Annotated in this window: 22 protein-coding genes; 6 read left to right on the top strand and 16 right to left on the bottom strand. The window is 61.1% G+C overall.

Features of this window, described 5'->3' with window-relative positions; all coding sequences use genetic code 11:
• Positions 1-37 precede the first annotated feature (37 nt).
• The 6 genes from mutL to ACRRNM_RS01120 all read left to right on the top strand — a co-directional run bounded on the left by mutL (position 38) and on the right by ACRRNM_RS01120 (position 6,679).
• On the top strand, positions 38-1,891 hold the full coding sequence (gene mutL, locus ACRRNM_RS01145) for a DNA mismatch repair endonuclease MutL (protein ID WP_435626414.1): 1,854 nt from the start codon (positions 38-40) through the stop codon (positions 1,889-1,891).
• A 60-nt stretch (positions 1,892-1,951) separates the two neighbouring features.
• Positions 1,952-2,416, top strand: a complete 465-nt coding sequence (locus tag ACRRNM_RS01140) for a hypothetical protein (RefSeq protein ID WP_435626413.1) — start codon at positions 1,952-1,954, stop codon at positions 2,414-2,416.
• 40 nt (positions 2,417-2,456) lie between these two features.
• The gene (locus ACRRNM_RS01135) at positions 2,457-3,842 is read left to right on the top strand and encodes an MFS transporter (RefSeq protein ID WP_435626412.1); all 1,386 of its coding nucleotides are present in this window, start codon (positions 2,457-2,459) and stop codon (positions 3,840-3,842) included.
• A 102-nt stretch (positions 3,843-3,944) separates the two neighbouring features.
• Complete coding sequence (miaA, locus tag ACRRNM_RS01130; RefSeq protein ID WP_435626411.1) at positions 3,945-4,979, top strand: tRNA (adenosine(37)-N6)-dimethylallyltransferase MiaA; 1,035 nt, start codon at positions 3,945-3,947, stop codon at positions 4,977-4,979.
• Positions 4,980-5,057: 78 nt separating this feature from the next.
• On the top strand, positions 5,058-5,444 hold the full coding sequence (locus ACRRNM_RS01125) for a DUF302 domain-containing protein (RefSeq protein WP_435626410.1): 387 nt from the start codon (positions 5,058-5,060) through the stop codon (positions 5,442-5,444).
• 68 nt (positions 5,445-5,512) lie between these two features.
• Positions 5,513-6,679, top strand: a complete 1,167-nt coding sequence (locus tag ACRRNM_RS01120; protein WP_435626409.1) for a nucleotide sugar dehydrogenase — start codon at positions 5,513-5,515, stop codon at positions 6,677-6,679.
• Positions 6,680-6,896: 217 nt separating this feature from the next.
• On the opposite strand, the gene ACRRNM_RS01115 is transcribed toward ACRRNM_RS01120, so the two are convergent.
• The 16 genes from ACRRNM_RS01115 to pheA form a co-directional block, all read right to left on the bottom strand.
• On the bottom strand, positions 6,897-9,689 hold the full coding sequence (locus tag ACRRNM_RS01115) for a PAS domain S-box protein (RefSeq protein ID WP_435626408.1): 2,793 nt from the start codon (positions 9,687-9,689) through the stop codon (positions 6,897-6,899).
• The gene (locus ACRRNM_RS01110; RefSeq protein WP_435626407.1) at positions 9,686-10,594 is read right to left on the bottom strand and encodes a Tll0287-like domain-containing protein; all 909 of its coding nucleotides are present in this window, start codon (positions 10,592-10,594) and stop codon (positions 9,686-9,688) included. The genes ACRRNM_RS01115 and ACRRNM_RS01110 overlap by 4 nt, the downstream gene beginning before the upstream one ends.
• 4 nt (positions 10,595-10,598) lie before the next feature.
• The gene (locus ACRRNM_RS01105; protein ID WP_435626406.1) at positions 10,599-11,441 is read right to left on the bottom strand and encodes an HDOD domain-containing protein; all 843 of its coding nucleotides are present in this window, start codon (positions 11,439-11,441) and stop codon (positions 10,599-10,601) included.
• A gap of 93 nt (positions 11,442-11,534) precedes the next feature.
• Positions 11,535-12,440 (bottom strand): polysaccharide deacetylase family protein, encoded by a 906-nt coding sequence (locus ACRRNM_RS01100; protein WP_435626405.1) that lies wholly within the window; start codon positions 12,438-12,440, stop codon positions 11,535-11,537.
• A gap of 165 nt (positions 12,441-12,605) precedes the next feature.
• Entirely contained in the window at positions 12,606-13,646 is a 1,041-nt protein-coding gene (locus tag ACRRNM_RS01095; protein WP_435626404.1) for a bifunctional UDP-4-keto-pentose/UDP-xylose synthase, read from the bottom strand.
• Between the two features lie 10 nt (positions 13,647-13,656).
• Positions 13,657-14,577, bottom strand: a complete 921-nt coding sequence (locus tag ACRRNM_RS01090) for a formyltransferase (RefSeq protein ID WP_435626403.1) — start codon at positions 14,575-14,577, stop codon at positions 13,657-13,659.
• Positions 14,574-15,671 (bottom strand): glycosyltransferase, encoded by a 1,098-nt coding sequence (locus ACRRNM_RS01085; protein ID WP_435626402.1) that lies wholly within the window; start codon positions 15,669-15,671, stop codon positions 14,574-14,576. The genes ACRRNM_RS01090 and ACRRNM_RS01085 overlap by 4 nt, the downstream gene beginning before the upstream one ends.
• A gap of 419 nt (positions 15,672-16,090) precedes the next feature.
• Entirely contained in the window at positions 16,091-16,432 is a 342-nt protein-coding gene (gene sugE / locus ACRRNM_RS01080) for a quaternary ammonium compound efflux SMR transporter SugE (protein WP_435626401.1), read from the bottom strand.
• Positions 16,433-16,516: 84 nt separating this feature from the next.
• A complete protein-coding gene (locus ACRRNM_RS01075) occupies positions 16,517-17,644 on the bottom strand; it encodes a DegT/DnrJ/EryC1/StrS family aminotransferase (protein ID WP_435626400.1) in 1,128 nt (375 codons plus the stop codon).
• Positions 17,645-17,650: 6 nt separating this feature from the next.
• Positions 17,651-18,022, bottom strand: coding sequence for an SMR family transporter (locus ACRRNM_RS01070; protein ID WP_435626399.1), 372 nt, complete (start codon positions 18,020-18,022; stop codon positions 17,651-17,653).
• Positions 18,019-19,662 carry a glycosyltransferase family 39 protein gene (locus ACRRNM_RS01065; protein WP_435626398.1) on the bottom strand — a complete coding sequence of 548 codons (1,644 nt, stop codon included), beginning with the start codon at positions 19,660-19,662 and terminating at the stop codon, positions 18,019-18,021. The genes ACRRNM_RS01070 and ACRRNM_RS01065 overlap by 4 nt, the downstream gene beginning before the upstream one ends.
• A gap of 7 nt (positions 19,663-19,669) precedes the next feature.
• Entirely contained in the window at positions 19,670-20,542 is an 873-nt protein-coding gene (locus tag ACRRNM_RS01060; protein WP_435626397.1) for a prephenate dehydrogenase, read from the bottom strand.
• A gap of 183 nt (positions 20,543-20,725) precedes the next feature.
• The gene (aroF, locus tag ACRRNM_RS01055; protein ID WP_435626396.1) at positions 20,726-21,742 is read right to left on the bottom strand and encodes a 3-deoxy-7-phosphoheptulonate synthase; all 1,017 of its coding nucleotides are present in this window, start codon (positions 21,740-21,742) and stop codon (positions 20,726-20,728) included.
• Positions 21,739-22,842 (bottom strand): histidinol-phosphate transaminase, encoded by a 1,104-nt coding sequence (gene hisC / locus ACRRNM_RS01050; RefSeq protein WP_435628620.1) that lies wholly within the window; start codon positions 22,840-22,842, stop codon positions 21,739-21,741. Before hisC ends, aroF begins: the two co-directional genes overlap by 4 nt.
• A 19-nt stretch (positions 22,843-22,861) precedes the next feature.
• A complete protein-coding gene (locus ACRRNM_RS01045) occupies positions 22,862-23,638 on the bottom strand; it encodes a class I SAM-dependent methyltransferase (RefSeq protein ID WP_435626395.1) in 777 nt (258 codons plus the stop codon).
• 22 nt (positions 23,639-23,660) lie between these two features.
• On the bottom strand, positions 23,661-24,725 hold the full coding sequence (gene pheA, locus ACRRNM_RS01040; protein ID WP_435626394.1) for a prephenate dehydratase: 1,065 nt from the start codon (positions 24,723-24,725) through the stop codon (positions 23,661-23,663).
• Positions 24,726-24,734 lie beyond the last annotated feature (9 nt).

Below are 24,734 nucleotides of genomic sequence, written 5' to 3'. Positions count from 1 at the left end.
AATCTGCGGCGAATTGCCACACTGCCTGTTTATCGAAATGCCTGCCATCCGCCTGTTGCCCGACCTGCTCATCAATCAAATCGCCGCCGGCGAAGTGATCGAGCGCCCTGCGTCGGCGCTCAAGGAACTGCTGGAGAACAGCCTCGACGCGAATGCTTCCGACATCGCGGTGCAGCTGGAAGGCGGCGGCGTCAAATTATTGCGGGTGCGCGACAACGGCAAGGGCATCGCCAGGGATGATCTGCCGCTGGCGCTGATGCGCCACGCCACCAGCAAGATCGCGTCGCTGGATGATTTGCAGAAAGTTGCCAGCATGGGCTTTCGCGGCGAGGCCTTGGCGAGCATGGCGGCGGTGGCGCAACTCGCCCTGACCAGCCGCACCGCAGCCGACGCCCATGGCTGGAAGGTCGAGGCGATCGACGGCCGGCTCAGCCCCCCCGTTCCGGCCAGCCAGTCGCAAGGCACCACGGTGGAGTTGCGCGAGTTGTATTTCAACACGCCGGCGCGGCGCAAGTTCCTGAAGTCCGAGTCCACCGAATTCGCCCACTGCGAAGAAACCTTCAAGCGCATCGCGCTGTCGCGTCCCGATGTCGCGTTCTCGCTGCAACACAACGGCAAGACCGTCTGGCAACTGCCCGCGCAGCCGCCTGCCGCACGCATCTCCACGATCCTCGGCGAGGAGTTCGGTCACGCCGCCGTGCCGGTGGAGCGGCAAACCGCAAACCTGGCGCTGCAGGGACTCGCCGCGCTGCCCGCCTATTCGCGCGGCTCGCGCGACGCGCAATACTTCTTCGTCAACGGCCGCTTCGTACGCGACAAGGTCGCGAGCCACGCGCTGCGCCAGGCCTACCAGGACATCCTGCACCACCAGCGCCACGCGGCCTTCGTGCTGTTCCTCGACCTGCCGCCGGAGCAGGTGGACGTGAACGTGCACCCGGCCAAGAGCGAGGTGCGCTTCCGCGAAAGCCAGGGCGTGCACCAGTTCATCTTCCATGCCTTGCAGGAGGCGCTGAGCGCGCCGATGGCAGAAAATACGGCAGCATCAACCCCCGCCCAAACCAACCCCTCTCCCCTCGGGGGAGAGGGCTGGGGAGAGGGGGCGAAGCAATCACGCCCGACCTATCAGCAACCCATGTCGTTCAGTGCCGCACAATCTCAGGCAGCCTATAAACTTTGGGAAGAAGCTGCCGTGGTGCGCAATCAGGAAGCCGGCAACGTAGGATGGGTTGAGCGTAGCGATACCCATCAACCCTCATCGCAAGCAAACGATGGGTATCGCTACGCTCAACCCATTCTGCAACAGACTGAGCACCCCCTCGGCTACGCCCTCGCCCAACTCTCCGGCATCTACATCCTCGCGCAGAATGCGCATGGCCTCGTGGTCGTGGACATGCACGCGGCGCACGAGCGCATCGTGTACGAGCGCCTCAAGGCCGCGCTGGACGAGAAGCAGATCGCCGCGCAGCCGCTGCTGATCCCGGTGAGCTTCTATGCCGAGCCGCTGGATGTCGCGACGGTGGAAGCCGAACAGGATGTGCTGAAGACACTAGGCTTCGACCTCGCTCCGCTCTCCCCCACACAGCTCGCGGTGCGCGCGATACCCGCGATGCTGAGGCAGGACGAGGCCGAGACGGTGGCATTCGAGGTGCTGCACGAACTGCGCGAGTTCGGCGCTTCGCGCGCGCTCACCGAGCGCCGCAATGAACTGCTCGCCACCCTCGCCTGCCACGCCGCAGTACGCGCCAACCGCATCCTCAGTATTACCGAAATGAACGTGCTGCTGCGCGAGATGGAACAGACCGAACGCGCCGGACAGTGCAACCACGGCAGGCCGACCTGGTTCCAGTTGAGCCTAGGCGATCTCGACAGGATGTTCATGCGGGGAAAATGACTTGGTTAAAATAGATTCAGCTTATTTAGACTGTTGGCAGCTAACTTGAAGGATCAAAAAATGAACAATGACAATGGAAGCAAGTTTTTTGAAGATATTCAGCCAAACCTTATCAATCTCAAGAAATATTTGCAGAGCATCAATGATAATCTCACTCATGATGGAATTGAGCTATTTTCAAGAGGGAAAGGACACGGTTCGTTATCAATGCAATTTCAGAAAAACCCATCAGGAACCGGAGGGTTGCCGTTAATCGAGGGATTCATTATCGAGTCGATCGAGATTGTAGAAAAACTAGGTGAATATCGCTCTCGTTCGACACTATCTTTGGAGCACGGTAAAGCGCAAAGGAAAGCCGAACGACGGGACACATGGATACTTTGGTTCCAAAAATTGGTTCGGTGGACACTAGGAACAATTGTCGCTGTCGTGCTTTATTCTGTAGCTATCTTGGCATCAGAAAAGTGTGACTTTATAAAAATTCCAATTAAAGATTGGTTCCATCAAGGCATAAGCGAAAAATAACAATGGAGTGCCGCTAGTTAAAATTGCTGATGAACTGATAGTGAAACACCCAGCCACCACGCGCATCGCCTTCGCCTCCTTCATCGGCACCGCCATCGAGTTCTACGATTTCTACATCTACGGCCTCGCGGTGGCGATGGTGATCGGGCCGGTGTTCTTCCCAAGCGGCGATCCGGCGGCGCAGGCGCTGAACGCCTTCCTCACCTTCGGCATCGCGTTCCTCGCGCGGCCCTTCGGCGCGCTGCTGTTCGGGCATTTCGGCGACCGCATCGGGCGCAAGACCACCTTGGTCGCCTCGCTGCTGGTGATGGGCATCTCCACAACGCTGATCGGCGTGCTGCCGAGCTACGAGATGGTGGGCTGGGCCGCACCCGCGCTGCTGTGCCTGCTGCGCTTCGGCCAGGGCATCGGCCTCGGCGGGGAATGGGGCGGCGCGGCCTTGCTAGCGGCGGAATATGCGCCCAAGGGCAGGCGCGGCTGGTTCGGCATGTTTCCGCAGCTCGGGCCGCCCGTCGGCTTCCTGTTTGCGGTCGGCGGCTTCCTGCTGTTGTCGAGCCTGCTCGACGATGCCGAGTTCCGCACCTGGGGCTGGCGCATCCCCTTCCTCGCGAGCGCGGCGCTGGTGATGGTCGGCCTGTACGTGCGGCTCAGGCTCGCGGAGACGCCGGTGTTTCTCAAGTCCATCCAGGCCGTTCGCCCTGATGAAACTACTAGCCATTCGACTAGGCTGCCAAAAAACGCCAGCCAAGTCGCTGGTTATGAGCTTGTCGAAGGGCAAGTCGTTCATGGTTCGACAGGCTCACCACGAACGGAATATAAAAAACTGCCGCTGGTGGAATTGTTCAGGAATCATGCCCTGCCCCTGCTGCTGGGCGCGCTGGCGATGGTGGTGTGCTACGCGCTGTTCTACATCTCCACGGTGTTTTCGCTGAGCTACGGCGTCGCGACGCTCGGCATCCCGCGCGCGCAGTTCCTTTCCATGCTGTGCGTGGCCGTCGTGTTCATGGCGGCCGCGACGCCGCTTGCCGCGATCGCGGGCGACCGCTATGGCCGCCGCCCGGTGCTGCTCGTCGCGGGCGGCGCGGCGCTGCTCTCCGGCTTCCTGATGGAGCCGATGCTCTCAAGCGGCTCGCCCATGCTCATCACCGCCTTCCTCTCCATCGAGTTGTTCCTGATGGGCGCGACTTTCGCGCCGATGGGCGCGCTGCTGCCGGAGCTGTTCCCGACCGCGGTGCGCTACACCGGCGCAGGCGCGGCCTACAACCTCGGCGGCATCCTCGGCGCCTCGCTCGCGCCCTACCTCGCCCAGCAGCTGGTGCTGCACGGCGGCCTCGCCTGGGTGGGCTATTATGTCTCCGCCGCGGCGGCGATCAGTTTGCTGGCGGTGTTCCTGATGCGCGAGACACGCGACCGGGAGTTGGCGTGAACCTGAAAAAAACCCTCTCACCACGAAGCACACGAAGATCACGAAGTTTATTTCGGTATGTTCTTCGTGCCCTTCGTGCTCTTCGTGGTTAAATCAGGTTTTATGAATATCCTCCCCCCCGCCATCTTCCTCATGGGCCCCACCGCGAGCGGCAAGACCGGCGTCGCGGTGGAGCTCGTGCAGCGCCTGCCGGTAGAACTCATCAGCGTGGATTCGGCTCTGGTGTACCGCGACATGGACATCGGCACCGCCAAGCCGGACGCCGCGACCCTCGCGCGCGCACCGCATCACCTCATCGACATCATAGACCCGACCGAGGCCTATTCCGCCGCCGCATTCCGCCACGACGCACTGCGCCTGATGGCGGACATCACTGCAAGAGGAAAAATCCCGCTGCTGGTCGGTGGCACCATGCTCTACTTCAAGGCGCTGCGCGAGGGGCTGAGCGACCTGCCACAGGCCGACCCGGAGATACGCGCCGAACTCGACGCCGAGATCGCGCAACACGGTATCCAGCATTTGCACAGCCAACTCGCCGAGGTGGATGCGGAGACCGCCGCGCGCCTCGCGCCCAACGACACGCAGCGCATCCAGCGTGCCATGGAAATCTACCGCATCACGGGGCAGCCGATGTCCGCGTTAATCAAAAAGCCCTTCACTTCTGCCCCCTCTCCCGTTGACGGGAGAGGGTTGGGGAGAGGGCAAGATGCCGCACATTTCCCTCTCCCCCAGCCCCTCTCCCACAAGTGTGAGAGGGGAGAAGGCGAACTGCCCTACCGCATCCTCTCCATCGCCCTCGTTCCCTCCGACCGTGCGCAACTCCACGCGCGTATCGCCACGCGCTTCAAGGCCATGCTCGAACAGGGGCTGGTGGATGAGCTGCGCGCGCTGCGCGAAAAATACCCGCTGCACCCCGACCTGCCCTCGATGCGTTGCGTCGGTTACCGCCAGGCCTGGCAATATCTCGAAGGCGAGATCAACGAAACGCAACTACAGGAAACCGGCATCGCCGCCACGCGCCAGCTCGCGAAGCGCCAACTCACCTGGCTACGCTCGATGCCGGGCAACATCGAAGTGGATTGCCTTGCGCCGGACCTGGCGCAGACGGTGCTCGATACCCTTGGCGGAAGTATTTAAGCCTGTTATTCGGCAAACCACTGTGTTAGCATTCGCTAATATTCAAGTTGCCCCTCAACCAATGCAAGGAGACCCGTCATGACCATCAACTTCAAACGCGAAATTTCCACAACCATGGATCAAGCCATCGAGCGCATCACCAAGGCGCTGGGCGCCGAGGGCTTCGGCATCCTGACGCGCATCGACATGCACAGCAAGATCAAGGAGAGAACCGGCAAGGACCTCATCCCCACGGTGATCCTCGGCGCGTGCAACCCGATGCTGGCCTATGAGGCCTACACCGCGAACAGCGACGTGGCGAGCCTGCTGCCCTGCAACGCGGTGGTCCGCGAAGTCGCGCCGGGAAGGATTTCGCTGGAGCTCGCCAAGCCGACCGCGATGATGCAGATTCTCGGCGATGCGGGGCTAGCAAAGCTGGCGCAGGAGGCCGACACAAAGATCGAACGCGCGCTGGCGAATGCCTAGGCGGCTGACGGCACCGCTCTTCTGCGGCATAATGCGCGCCATATTTTTAGGACGCTAACGTTCAATCCATGAAAATTGCCATCGCCGGTACCGGATATGTAGGCCTGTCCAACGCCATCCTGCTTTCCCAGCACAATGAGGTGGTTGCGATCGACATCGTCCCTGAAAAGGTCGAGATGCTCAACCGCAAGCAGTCGCCCATCGAAGATGCCGAGATCGAGGATTACCTGCAGCACAAGGCCCTCAACTTCAGGGCCACGCTCGACAAGCGCGAAGCCTACACCGGGGCGGACTACGTCATCATCGCCACCCCGACCGACTACGACCCGGAGACCAACTACTTCAACACCCGCTCGATCGAGTCGGTCATCCAGGACGTCCTGAGCATCAACCCGCAGGCGGTGATGGTCATCAAGTCCACCATTCCCGTGGGCTACACCGTCAAGACCCGCACGAAATTCAACTGCGACAACCTGATTTTCTCTCCGGAGTTTTTGCGCGAAGGCCGCGCACTGTACGACAACCTGCACCCCTCGCGGATTGTCGTAGGTGAACGCTCAAAGCGTGCCGAAATCTTTGCCGGCCTGCTCAAGCAGGGCGCGATCAAGCAGGACATCCCCACCCTGTTCACCGACTCGACCGAGGCCGAGGCGGTCAAGCTCTTCGCCAACACCTACCTCGCCATGCGCGTGGCCTACTTCAACGAGCTCGACACTTATGCGGCTACCCATGGGCTCGATACAAAGCAGATCATCCAGGGGGTCAGCCTCGATCCGCGCATCGGAGGCCACTACAACAATCCGTCGTTCGGTTACGGCGGCTATTGCCTGCCCAAGGACACGAAGCAGTTGCTCGCCAACTACCAGGATGTCCCGCAAAACCTGATCCACGCCATCGTCGAATCCAACACGACACGCAAGGACTTCATTGCGGAAAGCATCGTCAGGCGCAACCCCAAGATCGTCGGCATCCACCGCCTGGTCATGAAGAGCGGGTCGGACAATTTCCGCTCTTCCAGCATCCAGGGCATCATGAAGCGCATCAAGGCGAGGGGGATCGAGGTCATCGTTTATGAACCCGCGCTCAAGGAGCCGGAGTTTTTCCGCTCCAGGGTGGTGAACGACTTGGCTCAATTCAAGAAGGAATCCGACGTCATCGTCGCGAACCGCATTACCGACGACATCCTGGATGTGGCTGACAAGGTTTACAGCCGCGATTTGTTCGGCAAGGACTAAGGCGCGCCTAGCCCGCATATTTCATCGCCCTTCGTGTAATTCAACGAAAAGCCTCATGAATATTGGGGTACGCACCCATGACGCAAAATACAATGGGTATCGCAGCCAGAATGAATGCCAATGAAACGCAGGAGCGCAACTTGTTTGCGCGATAAGGTTTCGGGCAAAGCGCCCGGCAAGCCGGGCTCCTGCATTGAATGCCGCTGAAATATCCGGGCTATGGGAAGCGGTAACCCCCCTCGTGGAACAGAGCCAGGCACGCACCCACCACCTGCGGGTCGAAATGGATGCCGCGTTGCCCGGTGATCTCCTCAAGCGCAGCATCGACACCCCACCCGGGGCGATAGGGGCGGTGCGATGACATCGACTCGACCACGTCCGCCACGCTCAGGATGCGCGCCTCAAACAGGATGGCCTCGCCCTTGAGCCCCTGGGGATAGCCTGAACCGTCGAGCCGCTCATGGTGTTGCTGTACCATTTGCGCTATCGGCCAAGGGAAATTGATGCCCTGCAAAATATCATAGCCCGCCTGGGGATGTGCCTCGATCAGGCTACGCTCGATGTCGCTGATCTTGCCGGGTTTGCTGAGGATTTCCGCCGGAATCCGGATTTTCCCCAAGTCATGCAATACCCCGGCAAGATGGATGCCGTGTACCTGCTCGTCGGACAGCCCCATTTGCCTGGCAATCGCCGCCGCGAGATCGGCCACCCTGGCCTGATGGCCTGCGGTGTAAGGGTCGCGCATTTCCACGATGGTGGCGATTGCATGCACCGTATCCTCCAGGTTGCTCTGCAGTTGCTCCACTTGCCGCCGGTTCTGTTCCAGCGCAAGGTCGCGCTCCTGGCGGATATGCAGAGTGCGCACGCCGAACGCCATATCCCCTGCCATCTCTTCCAGCAGCTCGACTTCGGCGTGACTGAAGGCATTTATCTCATCGGCATATACGGTAAGTGCACCGAATACCTCGCCGTTGGCCAGCGGCAGCGCGATGCTGGCGACATAACCGTGCTGGAGCGCCGCCTCGCGCCACGGCAGGTGGCGCGGGTCATTGGCGAAGTCCTGGCATAACTGTGTGGTGCCGCTGCGGATGGCGCGCCCGGTCGGCCCCATGCCGCGCTCGGTCTCCGCCCAGGTAACGTTTATGTTGTCCAGATAGCCCTCGACATGACCGGCGCTCGCCATGATTTTTACGGACTTGTTTTCATCGTGTTGCACATAGCCCACCCAGGCCATCCGGTAGCCGTGCTGTTCGACGATGGAGCGGCAGATCGACTGCAGCAATTCCGTTTCGTCGTCCGCATGAACCAGGCTCCGGTTTACCGCACTCAGCGCGGACAGGGCGCGATTGGCATGATTGAGCGCGATTTCCGCCTTCTTGCGCTCGGTGATGTTGTCGCTCACGATGACGATTTCGCCCTGTGCCGGAGAATAGACGGAGAACGAGAACCACCTGTCCAGGGCGGCCAGGTGGTGCTCCCAGCGGGCGGGCTCCCTGGTGCGCGCCACCCGGCCAAAAACTTCGAGCGACTCCGGGTTGTCGCGGCCGTAGCCGGGAATAACCTCGCTGATCCTCCGCCCCTCCACCTCTTGCAGGCCGGTTATCTTTTCGAAACCCGGGTTGACCCTGAGGTATTCGATATCGACCGGAGTCTCGCCCTCGAAGATCACGCGGCAGTGGGCGATGCCGTTCAGCGTGTTCTCGAACAGCGAGCGGTAGGTCTCCTCGCTCTCGCGCAGCGCCCGCTCGGCCTGCCTGCGCTCGGTGATGTCCCGGGCTGCGGCGAGAATCAGCCGGTGGCCCCCCGATTCGATGAGGCGCGCACTGACTTCGATGGGTATGACCGGGCCGCCCTTGCAGCGGTGCGCGGATTCAAAAACACAGTGTCCTTTTTCCAGCAACTCCTTGAACCGGATATCGAGAAGTTGCCCGTATTCCGGCGTATCGAGGACATGCAGGTTCATGCCCATCAATTCGTCCATGGTGTAGCCGCGCGACTTCCAGGCGGCCTCGTTCAGGTAAATGAAGTTCCCGTCGAAATCGCTCACGAAGATCGAATCATTGGCGCCATCCAGGAACTGCGCTCTCAGCCGCAGTTCCTGCTCCGCCAGCCTGCGCTCGGTGACGTCCATCAGGTAGCCGAGATAACCGATGAAATTCCCGTCGCTGTCGTAACGCGGGCAGCCGTCATCGCGCATCCAGCGGTACTCGCCGTCATGCCGGCGCATGCGGTATTCCATGCTGAACGGCTCGCGCCGTTCGAAGGCCGAGAGATATACATCCAGGCAGTGCTGGATATCGTCCGGGTGCACGCCCTCTGTCCAGCCGTTGCCCAGCTCCTGTCCCAGCGTGCGCCCGGTGAATTCCAGCCAGGGCCGGTTAAAATAGTTGCACAGATGGTCGGTACCGGAAGCCCAGATCAGCGCCGGGGCAGAGTCGGCCAGCGTGCGGTAGTTCTGCTCGTTTTCGCGCAACATTTTTTCGGCGCGGCGGCTATCGGTGACGTCATCCAGGATGTGCACCGAATAGAGATAAGCGCCATGCTCATCATTGACTGGAAAGGCTCGCGAGCGGTAGGTTGTATCACCGACGGCCACTTCCTCCTCTTCTTCCGTTGTGGCTTTTTTCATCGCGCGCAGGCAGCAGGACAATGGCCCATCGCTCCTGGGGAAGATTTCGTAGTATGGCCGACCGATGATTTCCCCAAACTTGAGCCCGGCGCATTGCTGGTAAGCCTTGTTGCAACGCAGGATGCGGTATTCCCCGTCGTGCATGAAGATGGGATCTTTCACCACGTCCAGCGCGTCCATCCATTCCTTGTGCGAGTGCTCGATTTTCTTGCGCGCATGTTCCAGGTCTTCGAGCATGAACAGCAGCGCGCTGCGGTTTTCTTCGAGCTCCAGCGTTGCGAGCCGGTGAGTTTCCTCGCGGTTTCCCAGCCTGGCCTGCAATTCGGCGATCGTCTGCCGCGCCGCCTGCAGTTCCTGCCGCAATTTTTCGGTGTCGCTCATGGCTTTGTGTCACCCGGCCTGGCGGAGTCGATCTGCTTATGCAAGGCGATGTTTTCCTCGACGAGCTCCTTCATGCGCAACTCCCGCCCCACGGTGAGCTTCTGGAAGCGCAGCAACTCGTCGAGCTGCTGCTGCTGCAGTTTCCGGCCGGACTCATGGCGCTCGGCGGCCAGGCGCCGGTCGCGCCGGTATGAGATGCCGATCCCCGCCAAACCGATCAGCCAGGCCACGCCATGGGACAACATGATGATGCCGCTGTGCCTGCGCCGGTGTACATAGAAGCGATCCAGCGCGACGGACGAGCCGATCCCGCCGCGCACGTCGCCTATCCTGTAGCCCTGATGCGCATGGCACTTCATGCATCCCTGATTGACGATGAACGGCTCCATCATCCGCAGGTAGGGCCGCCCGCCTATCTCCTGCACTTCCAGAAAGTCCCTGCTGCCCTGCTCGAAGCTCTTCAATGCCTTGGCTTCCCACTCGTCGGGCGCATTCGCGGGATTGAGCGGCTTGAGGCTGGTGATGCGGCTCCTGGTGCCGTATTCGTCGGGAAATTCACTCTGCATCTGGCGCAGCACATAGGCCGGGTTCATGAGCGTCAGCGCCTTGCCAGTAGTGGTAACCACGTCGCGGTCAGGAATATCGAGATAGGGATTGGGCGGCGTGCGTTCGGTCGGGGTGACATAGACACCGCCATGCGAATTCACCCAGTTGCGAAAGCCGATATCCTTCTGGATGTTGGCGCGCGTCGCCACGGTTGCCATCTCCAGGACGCTCTGATTTTCCTGGTACAAATTCCACAGCAAGGAACCTCCCGCCAGGGCGCTCCAGATGAGCGCCAGCAGACCGTATCTGCGCAGCCAGAAACCATGGGGAATATCGGGATTACCTGTCTGCGAGATCATCGTCTCAATGCGGCTTGCTGAGGTCGCACACGATACCTTCATCCTCTTCCAGCATGAGCATCACCTGCTCGGCGGGCATGCGCAGCAGTTCGCCGATTTCCCTGAAGTCGTCCGGCAAGGCTGCGTCGTCCCATCCATTGGCTGAATGTCGTGCGAGGTTGACCGCCAGCACGACATTGCGCACGCGCGTCTGGTTCGCGCAGGAATCGTCCATCAGGGTCGATAAGAGCTGCGGCAGGCCCCACTGCACCACCAGTTCCCGTTGCAGTTCGAGCAGGGTGAATCCCAGCACCTGCTGCTGGACATCGTGGCTGCGCAACGTTTTATCCTTCTGCTGGGCGGCCCGGATTTCCAGCATCGGCTGCGGGGCGAAACACCACATCAGGATCTCGGCGATGTCGTGCAGCAGGGCGGCGATGCGCACCTCTTCATAATGCAGGTCGTGCAACCGCGCCGCCCAGTCCATGGCGTATTCCGAGGCACGATGCGAGCGATGTACGGCACGCAGCGCAGGAGGAAGCGCGGCGATATGCGGCTTCAGAAAATCCTCGACCAGCAGACCGGATGGGACTTTGTTGAAAAAAGACTCTATGCCGAGCATCAGCAACGCCTGCTCCACCTGGACAACTTCGGCGATCTGCTTCTTGTGCTTGTGCTGCTGGAGGTAGCGCAGCAGCTTGACGGTCAGGATGGGGTCGCGCGCGATGACCCCTGCGATGGAAGAGGTGCTCAGTCTTCGGTCGTCCTCGCGCAACGCTGCCAGATCGCGTGCGGTCTGTTTCAGGACAGGCAGATCCGCGCGCGTGAGCGTCGCTACCCAGTGTCCCAATCCTTCGGCTTCCGGCATACACCCCCCGATTTTTATTTTGCCGGCAAATATACTAGCAATTTGCAAGGTTGCACAGGCGATTGGGGGTAGCAGGTGAGAGCGCCCGTCCGGCTATGTTGCCTCCACCGCAACCGCCAGCGTGCCCACCCGCCCTTCCACCTCGCGCATTGCCACCTCATGGCGCGGCAGCGCCCCGGCGTCCAGCCCTTGCAGGTATTGGCGCAGCGACACCAGTTCATAGCCCTGTGCCTGCCAGCCCTCAAGCAACTGCTCGAAAATCGGCAACAGCTTGCCGCCTTCCAGTTCGGCATGCAGCGTGAACACATGTCCTGTTGCCGGCGCATCTGCAGTCAGTTGCAGGATATGCTGCGCGATGTTGTCCCGCGTGATGCCGTCGCGATTCAGCAGCTCGTCCAGCGTCGGCAGCGTGGTGGGCAGTTGCGGGCAGGCGACGATCTCGGCCTGCCAGGTCGGGATGAAGGGATGCGTGCCGCGCGTGTCGGAGCTGTAGTCGAACCCCATGTGCTGCGTCAGGCGCAATGCGTGGCGGTTCGTCTGCCAGCCGGCGGCGGCATGCGCATGCGGCGATTCGCCGAAAATTTCCTGGTAGCGATCTGCCGCGCGCTGCAGCTCGCACCGCGTCCATTCGGCATCCTTGCCCGCCACGTGATCCTGCCAGCGGATATGGTCGTAACAGTGGATGCCGGTCTCGAAGCCCGCATCGCGCACGCCGCGCATGATCGCCGCGCATTTTTTACCGATGTCCGGCCCCGGCAGCAATGTGCCGTACAGCAGCGTCTGGATGCCGTAGTGCTCCACCACCGAAGTGCGCGACACCTTGCCGATGAATCCGGGGCGGAACACACGCTTGATCGCGCGCCCGGTGTGATCAGGGCCGAGCGAGAAGAAAAAGGTGGCCTGCGCGTTGTGGCGCTGCAGCGCCTCGACCAGGCGCGGCACGCCTTCGCGCGTGCCGCGGTAGGTATCGACGTCGATCTTGAGGGCGAGTTGTTTCATTCAGAATTCAGGAGCCAGAGCGTAGGTCGGGTTAGCGGCTTCATCGCGTAACCCGATATGTTGGGTACAAAAACGTCGGGGAGCTTTGCATAGCCATCTGACTAAGCGGTCAAAAACGACAGCCAAGTTATTGGTTAACGCCACGCTAGCCCGACCTACCGCCGGTTAATCCACCAGCCCGCGCGCTTCCGCCACCTGACCGCGATACGCGTCGAATATCTTGCGCAGCGTATCGGCCATGTTGACGGTCGGCTTCCAGTTCAACTCTTCGCGGGTGTTGGTGATCTTCGGCACGCGGTTCTGCACGTCCTGATAGCCCTTGCCGTAATACGCCGCCGAGGTGGTTTCGACGATCTTCACCTTCTGCGCCGAGTCGCGGTATTCGGCATATTCGTTCGCCAGCTTGAGCATCATATCGGCGAGGTCGCGGATCGCGTAGTTGTTGGTCGGGTTGCCGATGTTGTAGATCTTGCCGGTCGCGACACCGTCCTTGTTCTCGATGATCTTCATCAGCGCGGCGATGCCGTCGTCGATGTAGGTGAAGGCGCGCTTCTGGTGCCCGCCGTCCACGAGGCTGATGTTCTCGCCGCGCACGATGTGCCCAAGGAACTGCGTGACCACGCGCGAGCTGCCTTCCTTCGGCGTGTGGATCGAATCCAGCCCGGCGCCGATCCAGTTGAACGGGCGAAACAGCGTGAAGTTCAGCCCTTCCATGCCGTAGCCCCAGATCACGCGATCCATCAGTTGCTTGGAGCAAGAGTAGATCCAGCGCGGCTTGTTGATCGGGCCGCAGATCAGCTCGGAATTTTCCGGGTCGAATTCCTCGTCGTGGCACATGCCGTAAACCTCGGAGGTGGACGGAAACACCAGGTGCTTGTTGTATTTCACGGCCGCACGCACGATCGGCAAGTTGGCTTCGAAATCGAGCTCGAACACGCGCAGCGGTTGCTTGACGTAGGTGGACGGCGTCGCGATCGCCACCAGCGGCAGGATCACATCGCACTTGCGCACATGGTACTCGACCCATTCCTTGTTGATCGTGATGTCGCCTTCGAAAAAGTGGAAGCGCGGCTTGCCGATCAGATCCGAGATACGGTCGCTGCTCATGTCCATGCCGTACACCTCCCAATCGGTGGTGGCGAGGATGCGGTTGGACAGGTGGTGGCCGATGAAGCCGTTTACGCCGAGTATCAATACTTTTTTCATTGCCATTTCCTTAACGATTGAATTCAAATTTTTCCGTGCCATACTGCGCCGTGAACTCCGCCGCGCTCATCGCGGCGCCATCCAACTCGAAGCGCACCACGCGCAACACGCCCTGCCCGCAGGTCGCGTAGGCCTTGCCTTCTTTCACATAGAAGGCAGGTTTCTCCCCCGACACTTCACAGTGAGTATCCAGCGTCTGCAGGATGCGCATAGTCTTGCCCATCAGTTGCGTGGTCGCGCCCGGATACGGCGGCGCTACGGCGCGCACCAGGTTGTGGATCTGCAGCGCGGACTGCGACCAGTCGATGATGCCGTCTTCCGCCTTGCGCCCGCCAAAATACGCGCCCTTGCTCAAGTCCTGCTTCACCGCCTGCGCCTTGCCCGCCAGCAACGCGGGAAGCACGCCGTGCAGCGCCATCTCCGCCGCCACCGTCACCTTCTGGAACACCTCGAACGCGGTGTCGTTGGGCAGGATAGGCACCGCCTGCTGCGCGACGATGTCGCCGTTGTCCGGCTTCTCGGTCATGTAATGCAGCGTCGCGCCGGTCTCCGTCTCGCCGTGGATTATCGCCCAGTTCACCGGCACGCGGCCGCGGTATTTCGGCAGCAGCGAGCCGTGCATGTTCAGTGCGCCGCACTTTGGAATGTCCAGCAAATCCTTTTTCAGCATCTCGCGGTAGTAGAAGGAGAAGAAAAAATCCGGCTGCAACGCGCGAATCCGCTCCACCACTTCCGGCGTATTCGGGTTGTCCGGTGTGATGACCGGAATGCCGTGCAACGCCGCCAGTTCCGCGACGCTGTCAAACCAGATGATCTCCTTGGGATTGTCACGGTGCGTGACCACCAGCGCGACCTCCACGCCATGCGCCAATAGAACTGACAGGCATCTGTAGCCTACATTGTGGTAAGCGAAAACAACGGCTTTACTCATTCTTGGGCATCCGAAAACAGCGAAGGATGTTCGGGCTCGGCAGGCTTGGCTTTTTCTCTCTTCTTTTTCGGCTCGAAAATGAAAGGATCGGGCTCTCCGGCAGCCATTTCAACCGGGGATTTCTCCCTTCTCCCTTCTCCCTTTCCCCTTCCCGCTTTGCCCTGTCCCTCGAGCACCGCCTCCACCAGGTAGCGCGGCCGGTGGCGCACCTGCTGGTAGATGCGGCCGATATATTCGCCGAGCAGCCCGATGCCGAACAGCGCGATGCCGATCAGGAAGAACATCAGCGCGAACAGCGTGAACAGCCCTTCCGCTTCTGGGCCGATGACGAGGCGGCGCACCACAAGGAACACGAAGAACGCGCCCGAGCCGAGCGAGATCAACATGCCCGCCATCGAGAACCATTGCAGAGGCACCAGCGAGAAGCCGGTCATCAGGTCGAAATTCAGGCGGATCAGGCTGTACAGCGAATACTTCGATTCGCCCGCAGTGCGCTCCTCATGCCCCACCACCACCTCGGCGGGATTGCGCGCAAAGGTATAGGCCAGCGCCGGAATGAAGGTGCTGACTTCCTTGCAACTGTTGACCGCATCGACGATGTGGCGGTCGTAGGCGCGGAACATGCAGCCCTGGTCGGTCATCTTGATGCGCGTGATGCGTTCGCGCAGTCCGTTCATCGCGCGCGACGCAGCATGCCGCCACCAGCTGTCGCTGCGCTGCCGGCGGATCGAGCCGACGTAATCGTAACCCTCGTCCATCTTTGCCAGCAGCAGATGGGTATCCTCGGGCGGGTTCTGCAAATCGGCATCCAGCGTCACCACGCGCTGCCCGCGGCAATGTTCGAAGCCCGCCATGATCGCCATGTGCTGGCCGAAGTTGCCGTTGAACAGGATCACCCGCGTCACATCGGGGCGCTTCTGGAACTGCTCGCGCAGGAGCGCGGCGGAACGGTCGCGGCTGCCGTCGTTGATGAAAATGATCTCGTAGGAGATGGCGAGCTTGTCCAGCGCCGGATACAGCCGGTCGAACAGCGCCTGCAGGCCCTGCTCTTCGTTATAGACGGGAATGACGACGGAAAGTTGGGGATTGCTCATAAGGGCGGCATTTTACCGCATGGGGCGGGGATTAGCGAAATCGGGTATCCAAGTAGCGTGCGCATAGCGCACACAAGACCGCCTTTCATTTCCCCTGTGCGCCGCCGAGTAGCGCAAGCCGGTCAGGGGCAGTCCGACGAATATGTTTGAGCACGTGGCCGCGTAGCGGATCGTGCGAGTTTATGAGGAGGCCTGACCGGCTGAGCAACGCAGAGCACCGCGTAGCGGCGGCAAACCGGGGTCGCCTTTTCTTCGGTTACCTTCTTTTGGCGACGCAAAAGAAGGTAACTTGCTGCCGGGCAACCCCCGGCGGTTTTGATTGATGGGTAGCTTTGCATAGCCATCTGACTAGGCTGCCAAAATACGCCAGCCAAGTCATTGGTTATCGCTACGCTCAACCCATCCTACACTTGCTCAATCTACGCTTGTTTGAACGAGTTATTAGGCCGGTGTTGCAAGCTTAAGGCAACAATACCGGCGACGATAACCGTAAGACTTAACAACCGCATAGGGTTTGCAGACTCACCTAGCAAGACAATGCCAAGGATTGCGGTGCCGACGGCACCGACACCAACCCAAACAGCGTATGCGGTGCCTACAGGCAGAGACTTCATGGAAATGCCAAGCAACCCAAGGCTAATGACCATTGCGAGTACGGTGCCGACCGTCGGCCAAAGCCGGGTGAATCCTTCTGTGTACTTAAGCCCAACCGCCCAGCCGATCTCGAATAAGCCTGCCACCACAAGAATGAACCAGTTCATAAGCGCCTCTCCTATAAGTGGGGCCGTCCCCTGGTTGATTTAGAGAGGTGAGGTCGTCCCCACTTCTGAAAGGCCCAACGTAATTTATGCGTTACTTACCAACACCTCCCGCATCGCCGCGCAGGTGCGCTCGACATCCCCTTCGTTCATCGCGTAGAACATCGGCAAGCTTACGATCTGCCTGCCGACGCATTCGGCGACGGGGAACATGCCTTCCTTGAAACCGAGATCGCGGTACAGCTTGAAAAGATGGATAGGCGCGTAGTGGTAGCCCACGCCGATGTTGTGCGTTTTCATCTTTCCCATGAAGTCGGCGCGTGTGATACGCTCCGGTAGCACGATCTGGAACAGGTGCCAGTTGGTGCTCTCGAAATCCGCTGGTGGCAGTTGCGCGCCGGTCTGAGCCTCGAAGTCCGCACCCAGTATTTCGAAGTAATGTTTCGCGAGCTTGCGCCGCTGCGCGGTGATGGCGTCCAACTTCGCGAGCTGGCCTATGCCGATCGCGGCGGCGACGTCGGTCATGTTGTACTTGCCGCCCAGCACGTCCACCTCGATGCCGTCCCAGCCGCTGCGCGTGACGCCCTGCAGGCGGTATTTTTCCGCAAGCTTCGCCTCGTCCTCGTTGTTCAGCACCAGGCAGCCGCCCTCGGAGGTGGTGATGTTCTTGTTGGCCTGGAAGCTGAACGAGACGAAGTCGCCGAACGAGCCGATGGGCTTGCCCTTCCACGATGAGCCGATGGCCTGCGCGGCATCCTCGATCACGCGCAGCTTGTATTTATTGGCTACCGCGTACAGCCGGTCCATGTCCACCGGCTTGCCCGCGAGGTAGACCGGAATGATCGCACGGGTTCTTGGTGTGATCGCGGCCTCGACCTTGTCCAGATCGATGTTGCGCGTGACCGGATCAACGTCGGCAAACACCGGCGTCGCGCCCACTTCGAGAATCACGTTGGCGGTCGCCACCCACGAGATCGGCGTAGTGATGACCTCGTCGCCCGGCCCGATGCCCGCGATGCGCAGCGCGATCTCCATGGTGCAGGTGCCGGAGTTGAAGCTGCGCACCGGGCGCCCACCGAAGTATTCCGACAGGCGCTTCTCGAATTCCAGCACCTTGGGGCCGGTGGTGATCCAGCCGGAGCGCAAAACCTCCGCTACCGAGGCGATGGTCGCTTCGTCTATGGTCGGACGTGAGAATGGAAGAAAATTACTCATCAGAATTTATGCCCGCGAAATGATAATGACGCCGAGGATGATCACGCCGATGCCGACCAGTTTTGTCATGCTTAAGGGTTCGCCCAGCAAGTACCAAGCGGCCACTGCAGTCACGATATAAGCCATCGACAACAACGGAAAAGCGATGCTGACCGGCACGCGCGACAGGGCGAGGATCCAGACGACCACGCTCAGCGCATAGCAGAACAGCGCGGTGACGATATGCCACTCGGTAGCCAGTTTCAGGCCGATGGGCAGGATGTTCTCCATGCTGAACTCGAAATGCCCGACAGCATTGGTTCCCGCCTTCATCAGGATCTGCGCGGCGGCATTGAGCATCACGCCGGTAAAAATCAGGATGAAACTGACCAGGCTCATGGTTTCTTCACCACTATGTGCTGCGTATCTTCAAAGATGGTTTTCATTTCAAGCCCAAGTTGCTGTACTTGAGCATAAGCATACACCGGGAAGATGGCCAGCGCCTCGGGCTGCGCGGCCCAGACCTTCGCGAATTCCTCGACGGTGGGTATCCAGCGCTGCGGCTCCTGCTGGATGCCGAACGCCATCTCGTCCTGGTATTGCACCAGCGTGAAGGTGCGCTTGAGGTAGAACGGCAGCGTCTGCTCATAGGTTAGCACCGAATAAAACGGAATGCCCGGCTTCACCTCGGCACGGATCGCCTCGGCGATATGTTTCGCGGAGCGCTCGCGCGCCACGGTCTCGTAGCCGGACAGGCCGATCTGAGCTGCCAGCAGGGCGCTCAGTGCCAGCACTACGACCGCAACAGGCTTCTTTTCGCGCCACAGCAGCAGCATCCCCCCCGACAGGCCGCCCAGCAACATCAATGCGGCGGCAACCAGCCACGGCCCGTAATGCGGGTACAGCTCGATCTGGTTCGGCGTGTCGGCGAATTTGTCCACGTTCAACGCCAGCCCCAGCAACAGCAGCGTGACCGGGATGGCCGGTGCGATCTGCCAGAACAGCGTACGCGCGCGCATTTCGGCGATGCGCTTGCCCATCAGCAAGGCCAGCACCGGGAACATCGGCAGCAGGTAGGACGGCAGTTTGGAGCCGGAGATGGAGAAGAACACATAGACGAATACCGCCCAGATCAGCAGGAAGCGCCGGGTGTTGAACATCTTGTCCGGCAGGCTGCTGTCGCGCAGGGTACGCCACATCGAATCGAACATCAGCACCGTCCACGGCAGCGCCCCGGCCAGCAGGATGGGGATGAAGTAGTGCCACGGATGATAGCGCCCGTGCACCGTGCTGGTGAAGCGCTGGTAGTGCTCGTAGATGAAGAAGCGCTCGAAGAACTCCGGGTTGGCTTTCATCACCAGCAAAAACCACGGCACGGTGATCGCGAAAAATACCGCGAGGCCGGACAGCCAGTGCATGCGCTTCAGCACGCCGAAGTCGCGCTGCACGACGCAGTAGATGAACAGCGCCGCGCCCGGCAGGATGATGCCCATCAGGCCCTTGCTCAGCACCGCAAGCGCCATGCCCGCCCACGCGACCAGCATCCAGTTACGCCGTTTTGTTTTGTCCGCCTGCGCCTGCGCGAGCAGCAGGCCGAAGATGCCCAGCGTGATGAAGAACGTCACGCCCATGTCCAGCGTGTTGATGTGCCCCATCAACACGTAGAGCAGGCTGCTCGAAAGCAGCAGCGCGGCATAGCCCGCCGCCTCGCGCCCGAACAGGCGCAGCCCGGCGAACCACACCAGCAGGATGCCCGCGAAGCCGGTCAGTCCGGTCCAGAGGCGCGAAGTCCACTGATGCTCGCCGAACAGGGTGTAGGCAGTGGCCGTCGCCCAGTATTGCAGCGGTGGTTTCTCGAAATACTTGAGATCGTTGAGGTGCGGCGTCACCCAGTCGCCGCTCGCCACCATCTCGCGCGGAATCTCGGCGTAGCGCCCCTCATCCGGCTTGATCAGCGTGCGGTATTCGAGATTGGCGAACCAGATGATCGCGATGGCGGCAAGCAGCCCCCAGACCCGTTTGATCGAGATAACAGCCATTGTCTTCTTATTGCCCCGTCCAGTTGGTACGTACCTTGCGTGCCTCGCTGAATACCTCTTCGAGCTTCGCAGCGTCGTGCTGCTCCAGCGCCTGGAAGAGCACATACAACTCGTCGGCATAGCGACGCAGTTCGACCAGCAGCGCCTCGCGGTTCGCGAGGCAGATGTCGCGCCACATCTCCGGGCTGCTCGCGGCGATGCGCGTAAAATCGCGGAAGCCGCTCGCGGCGAAGGACAGCAGCAGGTCGCGGTTGTCGCGCTGAGCGAGGTCATGCACCAGCGCGAACGAGAGCAGGTGCGGCAAGTGGCTCACCGCGGCAAACACTCCGTCGTGCTGCTCCGGCGTCAGTTCGCTCACCACCGCGCCGCACAGTTCCCAGGCTTGGCGCACGCGCGCCACCGCTTCGGTGCTGTTCTCGGGCAGCGGCGTCAGCACCACTTTTTTGTCGACATAGAGGTCGGCCAGCGCCGCCGCCGCGCCGCTCTTCTCCGCACCCGCGATCGGGTGCGCCGGGACGAACTGCGCGATCCTGTTTCCGAGGTTCGCGCGCGCTGCGGCGACCACGTCGCCCTTGGTGCTGCCGCCGTCGGTGACCAGCGTGTGCGCGCCGAGGTGCGGCGCGATGCGCGCCATCAGTTCCGCCATCTGCCCGACCGGGGTAGCGAGCAGCACGATGTCGGCATCCGCCACCTCGCGCACCGCATCCTCGCCGATGCGGTCGAGGATGCCGAGCCGTCGCGCCTCCTGCAACGTCGCCGTGCTGCGCCCGAAGCCGACCACTTCGCGCACCGCTGCCGCCTTGCGCAGCGCCAGCGCGAACGAGCCGCCGATCAGGCCGACGCCGAAGATGACGATTTTTTTGAATTGCGGTTGAGTCACATGTTATCCCGGGTAGGAGCGCAACTTGTTGCGCGATTTCCTTGCAAGAAGTAACCATTGCGCAACAAGTTGCGCTCCTACAGCATTTGCAGGGTGGGTTAGCGTAGCGTAGCCCACCGGAATTTGCATTGAGCGAATGGTGGGTTGCGCGATAAAACCACTAACCCACCCTGCATTTTTTGATCAAAGCGTACGCCCGATCGCTCCGGCGATAGCGCCCAGCGTGCCCATCAGCTTCTTCAATTCCTGTGGTGTCAGCGCCTGGTCGGCATCGCACCAGGCTTCGCACGGATTCGGGTGCATCTCGACCAGCAGGCCGTCCGCGCCTGCGGCAACCGCCGCCTGAGACAGTGCAGGCACCATCCAGGCCTTGCCGCCGGCGTGCGATGGATCGACGATCACCGGCAGGTGGGTCTCTTTTTTCAGCACGGCGATGGCCGTCACGTCCAGCACGTTGCGGTAGGCGGTCTCGAAGGTGCGGATGCCGCGTTCGCAGAAGATGATGTTGTGGTTGCCGCCCGCCGCGATGTATTCCGCCGACATCAGCCATTCGGCAATCGTGGCCGACATGCCGCGCTTGAGGATCACCGGCTTGTTGATCTTACCCACTTCCTTGAGCAGGTCGAAGTTCTGCATGTTGCGCGTGCCGATCTGGATCACGTCCACATCGTATTCGAGGAAAAGGTCAATCTGGCGCGCATCCATCAATTCGGTGACGATGGGCAACTTGTACGGGGCAGCCGCCTTGCGGAACATGTCCAGGCCTTCCTTGCCCTTGCCCTGAAAGGCATAGGGGCTGGTGCGCGGCTTGAACGCGCCGCCGCGCATCAAACGGCAACCCGCCTCGTGCACAAACTTGGCGGACAGGTCCATCTGCTCCTGCGTCTCCACCGAGCACGGCCCGGCGATGATCTGGATCTGATTGCCGCCCAGCGGGATGCCGGCGATATCGATCACGGTGTTTGCCTTGTGCGACTCGCGCGACACGATCTTGTACTGCTTGGCGATATGCATCGCCGATTCCACGCCGGGCAGCGAGGTGAACATCTCCTCGGTCAACTGGCGCTCATCGCCGATCGCGCCGATCACCGTGCGCTCGATGCCGCGCGAAATATTCGCCTTCAAACCAGCCGTTTCCAGCCGCTTCACCACCGCGCCGATTTCGGCGTCGGTCACGTCCCTGCCCATTACGATAATCACGCTGTCTCTCCCAAGGCTTGCGCCAATACAGATAAAAATTTTTCGTTTTCGTTTTCAGTGCCTATGCTCACGCGCAGGTAATCCGGCATGCCGTAGCCGGCCACGGGCCGCACGATCACGCCGAGTTCCAGCAGGCGGCGGTACATCTTCATTCCGTCGCCGATCCTGAAGCTGATAAAGTTGCCATACGACGGAATGAATTCCAGCCCCAGCTTGCGCAACCCTTGCGTGATCTGTTCCATGCCGCACCGGTTGAGCTCGTTGGTGCGCCGCACGAAATCCTCGTCCTGCAGCGCCGCCACGGCGGCGGCCTGCGCCACGCTATTGACGTTGAACGGCTGGCGCACGCGGTTCATCATGTCGGCCACCTGTGCGTTGGCGAAGGCATAGCCCACGCGCAGACCGGCCAGGCCGTAGGCCTTGGAGAAGGTGCGCGAGACGATGAGATTGGGGAATTCCTTCAGCCAGGCAACCGAATCGTAGCGGTTCTCTTCGGGCAAGTATTCGTTATACGCCTCGTCGAGCACCACCAGGATATTCGCGGGCAATGCGCGCAGAAAATCCAGCAGCGACGCTGCGTTCAGAAAGGTACCGGTCGGGTTGTTCGGGTTGGCGACGAACACCAGCTTGGCCTTGTGTTCGACCGCTACCTTGAGCATCGCTTTCAGGTCATGACCATAATCGATCGCGGGCACGCTGATGCCGGTCGCGCCCACCGCCTGCGTCGCCAGCGGGTACACCGCGAAGGCATGGTCCGAATACACCGCCTTGTCGCCCACCGTGAGGAAGGCGCGCGCAGCCAGCTCCAGCATGTCGTTGGAACCGTTGCCCAGCACGATGCGCGCGTGCTCGACGCCGTAGCGCTTGGACAGCGCGTCCTTCAGTTCGAAGCCGTTGCCGTCCGGGTACAGCGCTATAGTCTTGAGCGCCTCCTGCATCGCCGCCATGGCCTGCGGGCTGCAGCCCAGCGGGTTCTCGTTGGAGGCCAGCTTGACGATGCCGCTGATGCCCAGCTCGCGCTCCAGCTCGGAGATCGGCTTGCCGGGCTGGTAGGGCGCGATGGCGCGGATGTAGGCCGGGGCCAGTTGTGTGTAATCCATCATCTCGAAATCTTAAAAGTTACTTGGCAGGCTTACGCAAAATCCAGTAGGTCTCACCCGGCCAGCCGGGGAACAGTGCGCCGAACCAGAGGTTGAAGCGCAGCCACCACTTGCAGTTCTCGAGGAAGAACCCCTTCTTGCGCATGAAGAACGCACCGCTCAGGAATTCCACCTCCAGCCCGTTCGCCGCCGCCATGTCACGCACGCGCTGCGGCGAGAACACGCTGACATGCCCGTATTTCATCGCCTTGGGGCGTATCTTGTCCTCGCGCGACTGCATCATGGGGTCCGGCGTGGAGGGAAAGCCGCCGATCAGCATGCCGCCCGGCTTGAGGTGCGGCACGATCTTCGCAATCAGCTCTTCCGGCTTGAACAGGTGCTCCAGCACATGCAGCAGGATCATCGCGTCGTACTGCCTCCCCTCCTCCAGCCTGAACTCCGGACTCTCCAGGTCGACCTCATGGAAATGGTTGTAGCCGGCGCGTTCCAGCTTATCGCGCTGGATCAGCGCATCCACCGCGTCCCAGTTCGCCAGCGGCACTTTTTCGCCGCCATGCTGCGCGGCGGCATGCATGAAGCTGAGCATCTGCCCGGAGTCCACGCCGATCTCGCACACGTCCAGCGCGCCCTTCTTCGCCGCGTCTTCGCGCAGGAAGTGGTACATGAACCAGTAACGCACGAGGCGCAACGGATAGTCGGTATGTTTCACCTCGGCGGGGATGCCGTAGTTTTCATCTTTCAGCGTCGGATTGTTTTTCAGGAACTCGATATCCCAACACAGTTGCGGCATTGCCATGCACTTACTCCAAAACAGCCGTCTACACGGCAACAGGGTATGACCCTAAAATTTTAATGAATGCGGCGACTTGCTTGAGTTCGGTCAGCGCGGCGGCTACTTTGGCATCGCTTTGATGCCCCTCGACGTCCATGTAGAACACGTATTCCCACAATCCGGAACGCGCCGGGCGCGACTCGAACTTGGTCATCGAAACACCGTGCTTCGCCAGCGGAACCAGCAGGTCGTGCACCGCGCCGGGGCGGTTTGCGGCGGACAACACCACTGAGGTCTTGTCGTTGCCGCTAGGCGCGACCTGCTGATTGCCCAGCACCAGGAAGCGCGTGGTGTTCTTGGCGTCGTCTTCGATATTTTTCACGCAAAGGTTCAGGCCGAACAGCTCCGCCGCCTGGCTGCCGGCTATGGCCGCGCTGTGCGGGTTCTCTGCGGCCAGCCGCGCGGCCTCGGCGTTGCTGGAAACATGCACCAGCACTGCACCGGCCAAATGCTGGTTCAGCCAGTTCTGGCACTGCCCGAACGACTGCGAATGCGAGTACACGGTCCTGATCTCGCCAAGTTCGCAATGCTGCGACAGCAGGCACTGGTGGATCGCGAGCATCACCTCGCCGCATATCTGCAGCGGGCTGTGCATCAACAGATCCAGCGTGCGCCCCACCGCGCCCTCGGTGGAATTCTCCACCGGAATCACGCCGTAATGCGCCGCGTCGCTTTCCGCCGCATGGAACACGTCGTCGATGGTCGCGCAGGGCAATTTCTGTATCGCGCTGCCGAAGCGCTTCAGCGCCGCCGCCTCGGTGAACGTCCCCTCCGGCCCGAGGTAGGCCACCGTGAGCGGCGCCTCCAGCGCGCGGCACTGCGACATCACTTCGGTGAACAGCTGCGCCACCGCGGCATTGCTCAGCGGCCCCTGGTTGCTGCCCTGCAGGCGCTGCAAGATCTGCGCCTCGCGCTCAGGGCGCAGCACCACGCCGTTTTCCTTGAGGTGGCCGATCTGCTGCGCCAGCGTGGCACGCCGATTGACGAGCGTCAGCATCTCGTCGTCCAGGCGGTCGATCTGTTCGCGGAGCTGTTTCAGTTTCTCGCTCATGCTTGTCCC

The sequence above is a fragment of the Ferrigenium straubiae genome, assembly GCF_051257895.1.
GTDB lineage: Bacteria > Pseudomonadota > Gammaproteobacteria > Burkholderiales > Gallionellaceae > Gallionella > Gallionella straubiae.
The sequence above is the reverse complement of the archived record's forward strand: the minus strand, read 5'-3'. Positions and strand labels throughout refer to the sequence as shown.